Genomic DNA, 13,042 nt, shown 5'->3' on the forward strand with positions numbered 1-13,042 from the left:
TTCCACTCCCTTTTTTATCAGTATATAAATGGAATCAGCCTGAATCTTTGCTTCATCCATTGTTCATATTCCGGGCCGAACTTTGATACAAGCAGCTTTTCTTCATAACGGATCCGGATTAATAGTGTGACCGTCAGAACTGCTGCCCCTGCAAGTGTAGCGATGATGCTTGCAAAAAATAATGTCATACCTGTTCCAATAAAAAAAAGACCTGTGTAAAGCGGATGCCGCAGTTTGCTGTAAGGACCTGTACTGACGATTCTGTCGCCTTCCCTTACTGTTACGTGGCGTGTGAACTGGGCTTTGAGGTGAAGAATGCCCCAATACCTGAGACCTACACCTGATGCAAAAAGAATCAGTCCGGTCCAGGTGACAAATGCTTCTGCTCCGGTCCCTCTTAATTCCTGCAGGATCAATGCAAGTCCGATCATGCCAAGCAGACTCAGCAGAATATAGTAAAAGGACTTCTGCTCAAGCGGATCCCCTTCTCCGGTACCCCGATTGCGGAAGAATACAAATTCCCCAATCCATGCGATACTGACGATGATAAATAACCATTCAGCTAGAGACATTGGATTCTCCTTCCGCATTCATTGCTTCTTTTAAATATATAGAATTTTCAGACTTAAAACAATGAATAATAAGCGCGTATATAGCTGTTATTTCCTATTTAATGCAGAAAAAAACCTTCTTATTGATAAAAGAAGGTTTTCTTTGATAATAGGTATTCTAATGTTTATTTGCTTTATTAAAATTGGCTGCTGATTTCCGCTTCAGGGAGACGCTTTTCGCGGACGAACGCTCAGGCCGGGCAGAAAGCGACTGCACTGCCCTGCCCTGCCCTGCGGGGTCTTTCCCGATCGTTTTTCCGCAGGAGTCGCCCCCTTACGCTGCAATCATCAGCTGTGCAAATAAGATGATGGACTTTTACAAAGCATATATATTATTTTATTGTCTGTTTCTCTATTACGCTGACTGCTCAAGCTCTTCATCGACTACAATCGGGCGAAGTCCTGAGTCGCTTGCAGCAAGACGCGCTCTGACTGTGTAAAAGAATGCTGCAATAGATGCTGCTGTGATGAGTGATGCGCCTGCGTATGCCCATTCAATCGGCAGACGGAATCCGATTTCTGCATTCAGAATATAAGTGAATGTTGCCATCGTGATAAATGCTGCCGGGACTGCTGCAATCCAGAAATTTTTACGCTGCAGCGCCAGGTACATCGCACCTACCCACAGAGCGATCATTGCTGTTGACTGGTTAGCCCAGGAGAAATATCTCCATAGCAGGTTAAAATCGACCTGCGTCAGCACAACTGAAATCACAAACAGCGGCAGTGCAATCCAAAGACGATTTGAGATTTTCTTTTGACCCACTTTAATGTAATCCGCAATAATCATACGAGCGCTTCTGAACGCAGTGTCACCTGATGTGATTGGAAGTACAATGACACCAAGAATCGCAAGGGTTCCGCCAATCGCGCCAAGCGTTGTAATCGATACTTCTCTGACAACTGCAGCTGGTCCGCCGGCAGCAAGGATTTCATTCAGTCCTGCTCCATTGAATAGGGCCATACCTGCAGCAGCCCAGATCATCGCAATAATACCCTCTAAAATCATCATGCCATAGAAAATTTTTCTTCCCTGGCTCTCTTTTTGTGTGGTTCTTGAAATAATCGGTGATTGTGTCGCATGGAAGCCTGACAGTGCACCACATGAAATTGTTAAGAATAGAAGCGGGAATACTGCAAGTCCACCCGGATGCATGTTTTCAAGCGTCATTTCCGGAATTGGATGCCCCTGTACAACTAATGCTCCCCCGACACCAATCGCACTGATCAGCAGTAATGCACCAAAGAACGGGTACAGACGCCCGATGATTTTATCAACCGGAAGCAGTGTTGCGACAATGTAATACAGGAAGATGCAGACAATAATTGCACCCATTGTGATCCAGGCCGGTGAAATATCTGCAATTAGTGCTGCAGGCGCTGTTACGAATACCGTTCCGACAAGTACAAGCAGAAGAATTGAGAATGCGTTCACTACGTGTCTGAAGGCTTTCCCAAGGAACTTTCCTGCAAGTTCAGGTAAGTGAGCGCCTCTGTTTCTGATCGAAATCATACCGGTTAAGTAATCGTGAACTGCTCCGGCAAATATACAACCGAATACGATCCATAAGAATGCAACCGGTCCGTACAGCGCTCCCATAATCGGACCGAAAATCGGACCAACACCGGCAATATTCAGTAATTGAATCATTGAATTTCTCTTTGTATCCATCGGCACGTAATCCACGCCATCTGCATTCGCATAGGCAGGTGTCATACGTTCTTCTTTCACCCCGAATACTTTCTCTACAAACTTTCCGTACGTAAAATACCCAACAATTAAGATGGCAATTGCGACGAGAAATGTAACCATTTATGTTTCCCCCTCATCTTTTTTGTATCCGCTTACATTTTATCGCGTCTGTTCATTTTTTGGACAAAAACCGGTTAACGTGCAATTTTTCAGGATTGAAAAGTAGAATAAAACGCCTGAACTGTATGAAGAGATTCTTCACAGTTCAAGCGTTTCACGTAACTCTTTTACATAATTTCTACTGACTGGAATCAATTTCTGGCTGTTTCTTACTTTCAGCTCAAATACATTGGTACTCCATGAAACGAGCTCTTCTACTTTTTTGATATTGACCAGATAGCCTTTATGAACCCGGAAAAATGAGTAGTGCTTTAATTTAGCTTCGAGTTCCTTCAGCGATGTCTTTGTCGGATACGTTCCTTTTTCACTTACCAGAAAGGTGTCACGCCCTTCCCGGTAGACGTAAAGAAGTTCTTCCGGCTCCAGATAAATGATCCGGTCCTCACTCTGAACAGCAAGCCTGCCTGCAGAAGCCGGCTTCGTTTCCGTAGGCTGCAATCTGATTTTCAGTCTGTTGACTGCCTGTGTGAGCTGGTTATCATCAAACGGCTTTAACAGATAGTCAACCGCTTCAACGCGGAAGGCTTTCACCGCATAGTCCGGATAAGCCGTAGCAAAAATGATCGCCGGCGGTTTTTTCATATTTTGAAGGGTCTCTGCCAGTTCCACCCCATTCATGCCGGTCATTTCGATATCTAAAAATAACACGTCCGGTTCTTTTGTCAGGATGATCTCCATTGCTTTTTCTGCAGAAGGCGCTTCACCTATTACATGAATATCAGGATGTTCAGTTAAAAGGTGAAGCAATTCCTGTCTGCTCAGCGGCTCATCATCAATAATCACTGCACGTATCTCCATTTACATCACCTCTTCCAAACGCTTTACTCCCGGGCATGGGACAGAAAAGCTGATAATTGTGCCCTCCCCTTTCCCGGATTGAATCGTAAGCTTTGATTGTTCATCTATCATTTTAACCAGGCGCTCATTCAGGTTATACAGACCGATGCCTGTTCCTTTTTCTGAAGTGACAGGACTTTCAAGTAAAGTGGCGATCCGCTCCTGATCGATGCCTTCCCCGTTGTCTTCAACCTCGATTTTGATTCTCTTTCCTTCTTTTCCGGCTCTTACAATCAGCCGGCCATCCTCACTTTTGCCCCTTAGCCCATGCTTTACTGCATTTTCAACAAGGGGCTGTAGTGTAAGCGGCGGGACTGATGCCAGCAGTGCTTCATCTTCAATTTCATACGATACATCCAGCCGGTCATAGAACCTTGCTTCTTCAATTGATAAATAGGATTTTACATGCTCTACTTCTTCACTTAATGTGGAAACTTTCCTCGTTGTCCCGGCTAAGTTCTGTCTGAAAAATGCGGAAAGGGAAATTAAGAGCTTTCTCGCGTGATCCGGATTCGTCCTGATTAATGAGACGATCGTATTCAGTGCATTAAATAAAAAGTGCGGACTGACCTGCGCCTGCAGCATTTTAATCTCCGATTCCCTTGCAAGCTCCCGGTGCTTTTCACCATCTGCAATTTCAAGCTGATGGCTGAGAAGGGTGGATAATCCCCTGATCAGTTCAAGCATGATGGGAGAGATCATACGCTCTGAAGAAAAGTAGACTTTCAATGTTCCGATCGTCTGGTCCTTTCTTTTCAGCGGCGCAATCACTGCGGCCTGCAGCATACAATCCGGATTTTCACACTGAATTGATTCTTTTCCGACGGTTACACCCTGACCGGATTCAATCACATATTTCGTGGCTTCTGTCCGGATCTCCTCACCTGATCCATGGTGATCAAGCCCGTTGCCAATATGGGATAAAATCTTGTTGCGGTCAGTAATTGCAACGGCCAAAGACGGAATCTCCTTATAAAGAATAGCGCACACCTCTCCTGCTGAAACAGGTGTTAACCCTTTTCTCATATGTGTAAGCGTCAGGTTTGCGATTCTCAGCGCCTTTTGGGACTGCACAGCGCCCATCCGCTCTTCTTCCTGGATAACACTGCGTATAATGAGAACAAATAATGCTGTTCCGATTCCATTTGCGATAATCATTGGCAGTCCGATGTCCTGTACAAGTGCAAGTGCCAGGTCAAATGGGCGCGCAATTCCAAGGATAATTAACATCTGCACAGCCTCTGCAGAAGCCCCTACGATAAATGCAATTTGCGGGGAGACAATCCTTGTTTTCTTCTGCTTTTTAGAAATGATGCCAGCCATTGCACCGGCTACAATCGTCGCAAGACCGCATGCAAATCCTGTAAATCCACCCAGGAAAAAGCGGTGAACGCCTGCGATCAGACCTGCACCTACACCAATCCGCCAGCCGCCAAGCAGTCCGGCAACCACAACACCGAGCACCCTGGAGTTCGCAATCGCCTCATCTTCATTTAACACTGTCGTCCACCTGTTCAGGGAGTCCTCAACAGGGTTAACGACAATACCGGTATAGGTCCCGATAATCCCAAAGCAGCCGAATACAACAACCAAAATAAGCCGCTGTCTGACATTAATCTGCAGCTGTGCGTCAAACAGTCTTCTGAAAAACGGCAGTCTCGTTAACAGGAAAGCAACTGTTACGATAATACCCAGTCGTTCTAGCATGGCCAGTACAAGCATAGGATCACCTTCTGAATTTTTGTTAACGCTATCATATCACCTTTTTGAGTACTTGGCTTTTTTAATATTAGTCAGCAATTCCTTCAATTTGAGAATAATTCCCTCAGATCGCCTGCTGATTCGCTCAATCCTGAAATGATTCCTTCAAAATCGACATTAATTCCTTCAGCAGTCGTACGGCAGTGCCTATTTCCTTCACTTTGATACAGATTACCTTCATCCATCCAGTCAATTCAATCAACTCTGAACGCAGTTCCTTCACAACTTCTCTATAAAAGACAAGCACTCGCCAACGTCCATTAAGCCTATAAAAATAAAATGCTGCTTATGGTAAGCTAAAGTCATCGAGGTGAAAAACATGAATTCGACACAATTTATTCACGGCCATCAAATCTATGGCACATGTACTGATTCTGAGACAAGATGTGCTCATTATCATAGTGAGAAGGATATTATAGCGATCAAATTTTATTGCTGCGGCCGGTACTTCCCATGTGTAAGCTGTCATGATGAAAGCGGCTGCGGTAATAGGCAGGTATGGCCTGTGGAACGTTTTAGTGAAAAAGCAATTCTGTGTGGAAAATGCGGAACCGAGCTGACCATTCACGAATATCTGGGGTCAGGTTCACGCTGTCCTTCCTGTCAATCAGCCTTCAATCCGGGGTGCAGTCTTCACAAACACTACTATTTTGAAACCTCTTAATGGTTGATTAAGAGCGTAATAGTGTGTTTAGATTATAAAAGAAAAAGTTTGTAAAGGAGTTGCCCCTTTGCTTCATTATCGAACGTATTTTACACAGCAGTCCCTCCCATGGGTGACCTTTATTCACGGTGCGGGAGGCAGTTCAAGCATATGGTTCAAACAGATTAAAGAGTATAGAAAACATTTTAATGTACTGGTGATCGACCTCCGCGGACACGGTCAGTCTGAGCGCGGCCGCTGGAGAAAAGGCGACACATTCAAAGATATCGCAAAAGAAGTGATTGATGTACTTGATGCAGAAGGAATCAGACATTCCCACTTTATCGGTATTTCACTTGGCACAATCGTGGTTCAGACGATTACCAGTGAATATACACAGTACGTACGCTCCCAGACGTTGTGCGGTGCGATTATTCAGCTTGATATCCGTACCAAGTTCCTGCTTTGGGTTGGGCGTACGACAAAGCGTTTTATTCCTTATATGCTGCTTTATAAGCTGTTTGCATGGATCATCATGCCAAACAGAGACCACGAGGAATCACGCCTTGCATTTGTCAATTCAGCAAAAAAGATGTGTCAGAAGGAATTTATTAAGTGGTTTTCACTCACTAAGATGATTAATCCATATCTGGCAAAGTTGCAGCTTGACCATAAGGGAGTCCCTACTTTCTTTGTGATGGGTCAGGAAGACTACCTTTTCAGGGCGCCTGTTGAGGAGCTTGTGAAAAGAGACCCTTCTTTAAGCTACGTGACAATCCGTAAATCAGGACATGTCTGTAATATTGACCAGCCACAGGAATTCAATGACCGTACAATTGAATATATTAAACAACAGGAAGAAATCTTTTCTGTCACCGGCTGATTTTCCAGCCGGTTTTTCTTTATCTATCAATCTATCAGGAAATTGATATATAATAAGCAGAAAAAGGCAGGTGAATAAACGTATGCGGAATATGATGAAGGAATTCAGAGAGTTTGCGATGCGCGGGAATGTACTTGAACTGGCGATCGCTGTCGTACTTGGCGCCGCTTTCGGGAAAATTGTTACTGCACTTGTAGAAAATATTATTATGCCGATTGTTGGAATTATCCTCGGAGGTGTCAACTTTTCAGCCCTTGCCGTTACAGTGGGAAATGCTGTGATTACATACGGCATTTTTATTCAGGCAGTCATTGATTTTATCATCGTTGCCTTTGCCATCTTCCTTTTTGTTAAAGTGATTAACCGCTTTAAGCGTAAAGAAGAGGCTAAAGAAGCAGCAGCGCCTGTGATTGATCCACAGACAGAGCTGCTGACTGAAATCAGGGATTTGCTGAAAAAAGAGCGTGTATGAAAAAAATTCCGCCGGGAACTCCGGCGGAATTTTTTTATGTCTTCATTTTAGGATCGAGTGCATCACGCAATCCATCTCCCATTAAGTTAAATCCGAGTACGGCAAGCATAATGGCAAGTCCCGGGAAGAACAGTGTCCATGGCGCCTGCACGAGCAGTGCTCTTGATGCAGCCAGCATTGCGCCCCATTCAGGCTCCGGAATCTGTGCGCCGAGTCCAAGGAAGCCAAGTGCTGCTGCTTCAAGTATGGCTGTCGCAACAGCAAGTGAACCCTGAACAATGATCGGCGTCATTGAGTTAGGCAGTACATGTGAAAATAGTATACGCCGGTCACTCATACCGATTGCTTTTGCTGCCATAATGTATTCTTCCTCTTTGACACTCAATACACGAGATCTGATTAAGCGCCCAAAGTTCGGAATATTAATAATGGCGATTGCAATTAAAGCATTACGTAGTGAAGGTCCAAGAATCGATACAACCGCAATTGCTAATAGAATACTTGGAAACGCAAGCATGATATCAAAAAGGCGTGAAATGATTGTATCCACCCACTTACCATAATAGCCTGCAATGATCCCAAGCATACTGCCGACAATCGCTGATCCTACTACTGCAAGAAATCCGACTGTCAGCGATAACCTTGCCCCGTACACGACACGGGAAAAGATATCCCGGCCGAAATCATCTGTACCAAACCAGAAATCTGCTGATGGTGGCTGCAGCCTGTTCGGCAGATCCTGTTCATTAATTCCCTGCGGTGCAATCAGCGGTGCGAATAGCGCTACTAAAATAAAGAAAAAGACAATACTGGTTCCTACCAGTGCAATTTTATTTTTTCTGAACTTTCTCCAGGCCTCTTTCCACGGAGAAACTGTCTCCTCCTGAGGCGGTTTATTTGCCGGTTCCAATTTACGAGCCGGTTCACCCATATACGGTCACTCCTCTCCTGTCTAACATCCTTTAGTTATAGCGAATCCGCGGATCAATAATTGAGTAGAGAATATCTACAATCAGATTGATCATGACGAAGATAAAGGCGACGATTAAAATACCGGACTGGATTACAGGATAATCACGGGATGAGATGCCTTCATAGATATAACGTCCAACCCCTGGTAATCCGAAGATCGTTTCAGTCAGAATCGCTCCTCCAAGTAAAAGCCCCGTCTGCAAACCGATCACTGTCAGAACAGGAATCACAGCATTCTTTAATGAGTGCTTATAGACAACCCAAAACATTTTTTCACCCTTCGCACGTGCTGTACGGATGTAGTCAGATTTCATCACTTCAAGCATACTTGAACGTGTCATACGGGCAATGATTGCCATTGGGATTGTTGCAAGTGCAATCCCCGGCATGACCAGATGTTTTAGCACATCGACAAATTGGTCAAAACGCCCCTGAATTAATGTATCAATCAAATACAGATTCGTGATGGCATTAACCGGATTACGCACATCTTCACGTCCGGTTGTCGGGAACCAGTCCCACTGCAGTGAAAACTGATACTGCATCATCAGGCCAAGCCAGAAGATTGGCATAGATACACCAACAAGTGCAAGTACCATGGCTGTGTAATCAAACCATGAGTTCTGGAACCAGGCAGAAATAATCCCTGCGTTCACACCAATAATGACAGCGATCACGATCGCAAAGATTGAAAGCTCAAAAGTCGTAGCCAGATAAGGCCAGATTTCTTCATTTACCGGTGTTCTTGTACGGATTGATTCCCCGAGATCACCAGTCATTAAATTCCCCAGGTATTGAAAGTATTGAACATACCATGGGTTATCCAGTCCGAGAGATTCTCTGAGTGCCGCTACGGCATCCTCAGTTGCCTGTTGTCCAAGAATTACAAGCGCAGGATCTCCGGGAATTGCCCGTATGATCAGGAAGACGATAAATGTCATTCCAAGCAATACAGGAATTAGCTGCAGTAGACGTCTGATAATATACTGGAGCATATTCTCTCACCCCTCAAAGTTCAACATGATGTTTTTAGTATGTAAAACAAATATTTTAAAAGACCGCTGCCCCTTTCCATACAGGACTCCGCTTTCCGCACCCGGGCGCCGAGCCTCCTCAATGCTGCGCATTTCCGGGGTCTCGCCCGCCCTTCCCTGGTGCAGGAGTCTACGTCCTGTACTCCAAGTGACAGCTGGTGTGTGCAAATACTTCATTACATTTCAATGATTAAGAAGAAAAATACAAAGAAAAGGGAAAGGCGAATGTTCACCTTCCCCTTAAAAAGGTCTTACCGGATTATTCGAATGAAACTGTGTGTAACCAGTCAGAACCGGTCGGGTGAGCCATGAAGCCCTGAAGGTTTGCACTTCCTGCCAATAAAGGCGTAGAGTGTGCAAGTGGTACCCATGGTGCGTCCTGGTGAATCAGTTCCTGTGCTTCCATGTAAAGTTGATTACGTTTTTCTTCATCAACTTCAGACTGCGCTTCGATCAGCAGGTCATGGACTTCCTGGTTTTCATAGTACGTATAGTTGTTACTTCCGATGTTGTCCTGATCAAGAAGAACGTAAAGGAAGTTGTCAGCATCTCCGTTATCTCCAGTCCATCCAAGAAGGAAAGCATCTGCTTCTCCCATACGTGCTTTTTCAAGATAAGTCGCCCACTCATACGTGACGATTTCTGCATTGATTCCTACTTCAGCAAGGTTACTCTGAATTGCTTCGGCTACCTTCTGACCATCCGGCATGTAAGGACGCGGAACCGGCATTGCCCAAAGTTCCATATCAAATCCATCACCAAGGCCTGCTTCTTCAAGAAGCGCTTTTGCTTTTTCAGGATCGTACTCATAGCCTTCGATCTCGTCGTTATAACCAGCAATAACTGGTGGCATCGGGTTTTTCGCTACTTCTGCACGTCCCTCGAAGAATGCATCAACAATTGCCTGACGGTCAATTGCATGGTTCATTGCCTGACGTACTTTTGGATCATCAAATGGTTCACGTGTTGATGTTAAACCAAGGTAGCCAACGTTCATTGAAGGACGTTCGAACAGCTGAAGGTTTTCATCTCCTTCGATCTGTGCAGCATCACTTGGATTAATACCATCTGCAAGGTCGATCTCACCGCTCATCAGTGCGTTCAGACGTGCAGAGTTTTCAGGAATCGAACGGAAGATTACCTGATTTACTTTCGGATATTCAGAATTCCAGTATTCCTCGTTTTTCTCAAGTACAATACGCTCATTTCTTCTCCACTCAACAAACTTGAATGGACCAGTACCAACCGGATTTTCAGCAAGCTCTTCTTCACTCATATCAGAAATTGCTTTTGGTGATACAAGTCCAAACGGGCTCATTGCCAGGTTTTTAAGGAATGGTGCCTGTGGACGCTTCAGTTTGATTTCTACAGTTGATTCATCAACTGCCTTAACTGATTCAATTACGTGTCCTTCTTCATCACCAAATCCACCGAACATTGATTTGTAATAGTAGAACTTGTCTTCTGTACCATTTGCCCAGCGGTCGAAGTTAGCGACAACCGCATCAGCGTTGAAAGCTTCTCCATCATGGAAAGTAACACCATCACGAAGCATAAATGTGTAAGTAAGACCGTCTTCAGAAACATCCCACTCTTCAGCAAGACCAGGGTTGATTTCAGTATCCTGCTCTCCAAACTCAACAAGCTGTTCAAAAATATTCTTTGTTACTTTGAAAGATTCCCCGTCAGTAACTGTGATCGGATCAAGGGCTACAGAGTCTCCCCCGCGTCCAAATACTAATGTGTCCTGAGTTTCCCCACCTGACTCTTCAGCTGCGTCGCCCCCATCATTGCCTGAACCGCCGTCTTCCGATGAACCATCATCGCTAGAGCATCCAAACAATGCTGTTGATACTGTAAGTAATAATACAAAAAATAATAACCAGGCTTTCTTATTCATGCTTTCCCTCCTCAAGTAATTGTTTATTTTGACCCGCTGCACTGCCTTCTTCTGTGTATAAATGGCAGGCAACGTAATGTCCGGGTTCATGTTCCCTTAATTCAGGGACTTTTTGTGAGCAGACATCCATTTTAAAAGGACATCTTGTGTGAAATGCACACCCTGAAGGTGGGTTAGATGGACTTGGAATGTCCCCTTCAAGTACAACTGCATCCTTTTGATACAGAGGATCCGGAATCGGAACCGCTGATAGCAGTGCCTGTGTATAAGGGTGAAGCGGTTTGTCATACAGCTTTTCACTGTCTGTCAGCTCAGCCATGCGGCCAAGATACATCACACCTACACGGTCACTTATATGGCGAACGACACCGAGATCATGAGCGATCACGATATACGTCAGCTGAAATTCTTTTTGCAGATCCTGCATCAGGTTCAGTACCTGTGACTGAATCGACACATCGAGCGCTGATACGGGTTCATCTGCAATAATTAACTTAGGCTGGGTCATTAATGCGCGCGCGATACCAATCCTCTGACGCTGACCGCCACTGAACTGGTGAGGATAACGCTTCGCATGGTAGCTGCTTAAGCCTACAATTTCGAGCAGCTCACGGACTTTCTGTTTACGTTCTTTCGGCGTGCCGATGCCATGAACCTTCAGCGGCTCTTCAAGAATCTTTTCAACGGTATGTCTTGGATTTAGTGATGCAAAAGGATCCTGAAAGACCATTTGCATGTCTCTTCTCAGCTTTCTCATATCACCAGTGCTGAGCTTTGTCACATCCTGCCCTTCAAAATATACTTTTCCATCCGTCGGTTCGATCAGTCTCAGCAGCATCCGCCCTGTTGTCGATTTACCGCACCCTGATTCCCCTACAATGCCAAGCGTTTCTCCTTTTTTCACTTCAAATGAAACGCCTTCCACTGCTTTAACGGATCCCACTTCTTTTCCGAGGATTCCGCCACGTATCGGAAAGTGCTTTTTAAGATTTTCAACTTTTAACAGTGTTTCTGTTGTCATGAACCGTTTCCTCCTTTTCATCGAATAGGAAACATCTTGTCGAATGCCCCTCTGCTGTTTTGTATAAAGGAGGATCTTCCTGTCTGCAGCGGTCAAATGCAAATTCACAGCGGTCTGCGAAACGGCATCCCTGTTTGATTGAACCCGGTTTTGGGACATTCCCGGGAATTGAATAAAGACGCTGCTTTTTGTAGCGCATATCAGGAACTGACTGTATCAGTCCTCTTGTGTATGGGTGCTGAGGGTCTTTAAATATCTCAACTGCCGGCCCCGTTTCTACTACCTTCCCTGCATACATCACGACAATCCGCTCACACGTCTCAGCAACGACACCCAAATCATGTGTGATCATCATAATGGCTGTATTCATTTTTTCGTTCAGGTCCTTCATCAGCTTAAGGATCTGAGCCTGGATCGTCACATCAAGCGCAGTGGTCGGCTCGTCCGCAATCAAAAGCCTTGGATTACATACCATTGCCATCGCAATCATCACACGCTGACGCATCCCGCCTGATAGCTGGTGAGGGTAATCATTCATCAGCTCTTCTGCCCGCGGCAGTCCCACAAGCTTAAGCATTTCAATCGAGCGTTGTTTTGCCTGTTGTTTATTTCCCATTTTATGTATACGCATCGCATCCATCAGCTGATTGCCGATTGTAAATAGCGGATTCAGTGAAGTCATCGGTTCCTGAAAGATCATTGCTACGTCTTTCCCTCTGATCTGTCTCATTCTTTTTTCTGAAGCTGTCGTCAGCTCTTCACCATTTAATTTAATTTCCCCACCGATAATTTTCCCCGGCGGATTTGGAATCAGTCCCATGACTGAAAGTGAAGTAACACTCTTGCCGCAGCCCGATTCCCCTACAATACCGAGCACTTCACCTTCACGGACGTAAAAATCAATATCATCTACTGCAGGTACTTCTCCTTCGTCTGTAAAAAACGATACGCGGAGGCCTTTTACATCCAGTACCTTCTCCTGAGCCTTCATTGTGATCCCCCTCAAAATGACACGTTCTTTTATTTTTCTAATAT

Annotated in this window: 13 protein-coding genes; 3 read left to right on the forward strand and 10 right to left on the reverse strand. The window is 44.9% G+C overall.

Annotated features, from left to right (window positions below):
* Positions 1 to 17: 17 nt before the first annotated feature.
* The 5 genes from UFB30_RS13370 to UFB30_RS13390 all read right to left on the reverse strand — a co-directional run bounded on the left by UFB30_RS13370 (position 18) and on the right by UFB30_RS13390 (position 5,329).
* Positions 18 to 572 carry a methyltransferase family protein gene (locus tag UFB30_RS13370; protein ID WP_322422195.1) on the reverse strand — a complete coding sequence of 185 codons (555 nt, stop codon included), beginning with the start codon at positions 570 to 572 and terminating at the stop codon, positions 18 to 20.
* A gap of 394 nt (positions 573 to 966) precedes the next feature.
* Positions 967 to 2,424, reverse strand: coding sequence for a carbon starvation CstA family protein (locus UFB30_RS13375; protein ID WP_322422196.1), 1,458 nt, complete (start codon positions 2,422 to 2,424; stop codon positions 967 to 969).
* Positions 2,425 to 2,562: 138 nt separating this feature from the next.
* Complete coding sequence (locus UFB30_RS13380; protein WP_322422197.1) at positions 2,563 to 3,282, reverse strand: LytR/AlgR family response regulator transcription factor; 720 nt, start codon at positions 3,280 to 3,282, stop codon at positions 2,563 to 2,565.
* Positions 3,283 to 5,043, reverse strand: coding sequence for a sensor histidine kinase (locus tag UFB30_RS13385; RefSeq protein ID WP_322422198.1), 1,761 nt, complete (start codon positions 5,041 to 5,043; stop codon positions 3,283 to 3,285).
* Positions 5,044 to 5,167: 124 nt separating this feature from the next.
* The gene (locus UFB30_RS13390; RefSeq protein ID WP_322422199.1) at positions 5,168 to 5,329 is read right to left on the reverse strand and encodes a hypothetical protein; all 162 of its coding nucleotides are present in this window, start codon (positions 5,327 to 5,329) and stop codon (positions 5,168 to 5,170) included.
* Positions 5,330 to 5,401: 72 nt separating this feature from the next.
* On the opposite strand from UFB30_RS13390, the gene UFB30_RS13395 reads away from it, so the two are divergent.
* The 3 genes from UFB30_RS13395 to mscL all read left to right on the forward strand — a co-directional run bounded on the left by UFB30_RS13395 (position 5,402) and on the right by mscL (position 7,080).
* Entirely contained in the window at positions 5,402 to 5,746 is a 345-nt protein-coding gene (locus UFB30_RS13395) for a CHY zinc finger protein (RefSeq protein WP_322422200.1), read from the forward strand.
* Between the two features lie 67 nt (positions 5,747 to 5,813).
* Entirely contained in the window at positions 5,814 to 6,608 is a 795-nt protein-coding gene (locus UFB30_RS13400) for an alpha/beta fold hydrolase (RefSeq protein ID WP_322422201.1), read from the forward strand.
* A 91-nt stretch (positions 6,609 to 6,699) separates the two neighbouring features.
* On the forward strand, positions 6,700 to 7,080 hold the full coding sequence (mscL, locus tag UFB30_RS13405) for a large-conductance mechanosensitive channel protein MscL (RefSeq protein ID WP_322422324.1): 381 nt from the start codon (positions 6,700 to 6,702) through the stop codon (positions 7,078 to 7,080).
* A 34-nt stretch (positions 7,081 to 7,114) separates the two neighbouring features.
* On the opposite strand, the gene UFB30_RS13410 is transcribed toward mscL, so the two are convergent.
* From UFB30_RS13410 to UFB30_RS13430, 5 genes are all read right to left on the reverse strand, one after another.
* Positions 7,115 to 8,011 (reverse strand): ABC transporter permease, encoded by an 897-nt coding sequence (locus UFB30_RS13410; protein WP_322422202.1) that lies wholly within the window; start codon positions 8,009 to 8,011, stop codon positions 7,115 to 7,117.
* A gap of 31 nt (positions 8,012 to 8,042) precedes the next feature.
* Complete coding sequence (locus UFB30_RS13415; protein ID WP_322422203.1) at positions 8,043 to 9,047, reverse strand: ABC transporter permease; 1,005 nt, start codon at positions 9,045 to 9,047, stop codon at positions 8,043 to 8,045.
* A 298-nt stretch (positions 9,048 to 9,345) separates the two neighbouring features.
* Positions 9,346 to 10,986 (reverse strand): ABC transporter substrate-binding protein, encoded by a 1,641-nt coding sequence (locus UFB30_RS13420; RefSeq protein ID WP_322422204.1) that lies wholly within the window; start codon positions 10,984 to 10,986, stop codon positions 9,346 to 9,348.
* Positions 10,979 to 12,007, reverse strand: a complete 1,029-nt coding sequence (locus tag UFB30_RS13425; protein ID WP_322422205.1) for an ABC transporter ATP-binding protein — start codon at positions 12,005 to 12,007, stop codon at positions 10,979 to 10,981. The genes UFB30_RS13420 and UFB30_RS13425 overlap by 8 nt, the downstream gene beginning before the upstream one ends.
* Positions 11,979 to 12,998: an ABC transporter ATP-binding protein gene (locus tag UFB30_RS13430; RefSeq protein ID WP_322422206.1), complete on the reverse strand. Its 1,020-nt coding sequence runs from the start codon at positions 12,996 to 12,998 to the stop codon at positions 11,979 to 11,981. Before UFB30_RS13430 ends, UFB30_RS13425 begins: the two co-directional genes overlap by 29 nt.
* Positions 12,999 to 13,042 lie beyond the last annotated feature (44 nt).

Origin of the sequence: Jeotgalibacillus haloalkalitolerans (genome assembly GCF_034427455.1) — a bacterium.
In the GTDB taxonomy this organism is placed as follows: Bacteria; Bacillota; Bacilli; order Bacillales; family Jeotgalibacillaceae; genus Jeotgalibacillus; species Jeotgalibacillus haloalkalitolerans.

Coding starts and splice junctions, on each gene's coding strand:
- UFB30_RS13370 (WP_322422195.1), bottom strand. CDS start 572: ATGTCTCTAGCTGAATGGTTATTTATCATCGTCAGTATCGCATGGATT.
- UFB30_RS13375 (WP_322422196.1), bottom strand. CDS start 2,424: ATGGTTACATTTCTCGTCGCAATTGCCATCTTAATTGTTGGGTATTTT.
- UFB30_RS13380 (WP_322422197.1), bottom strand. CDS start 3,282: ATGGAGATACGTGCAGTGATTATTGATGATGAGCCGCTGAGCAGACAG.
- UFB30_RS13385 (WP_322422198.1), bottom strand. CDS start 5,043: ATGCTTGTACTGGCCATGCTAGAACGACTGGGTATTATCGTAACAGTT.
- UFB30_RS13395 (WP_322422200.1), top strand. CDS start 5,402: ATGAATTCGACACAATTTATTCACGGCCATCAAATCTATGGCACATGT.
- mscL (WP_322422324.1), top strand. CDS start 6,700: ATGATGAAGGAATTCAGAGAGTTTGCGATGCGCGGGAATGTACTTGAA.
- UFB30_RS13410 (WP_322422202.1), bottom strand. CDS start 8,011: ATGGGTGAACCGGCTCGTAAATTGGAACCGGCAAATAAACCGCCTCAG.
- UFB30_RS13415 (WP_322422203.1), bottom strand. CDS start 9,047: ATGCTCCAGTATATTATCAGACGTCTACTGCAGCTAATTCCTGTATTG.
- UFB30_RS13420 (WP_322422204.1), bottom strand. CDS start 10,986: ATGAATAAGAAAGCCTGGTTATTATTTTTTGTATTATTACTTACAGTA.
- UFB30_RS13425 (WP_322422205.1), bottom strand. CDS start 12,007: ATGACAACAGAAACACTGTTAAAAGTTGAAAATCTTAAAAAGCACTTT.
- UFB30_RS13430 (WP_322422206.1), bottom strand. CDS start 12,998: ATGAAGGCTCAGGAGAAGGTACTGGATGTAAAAGGCCTCCGCGTATCG.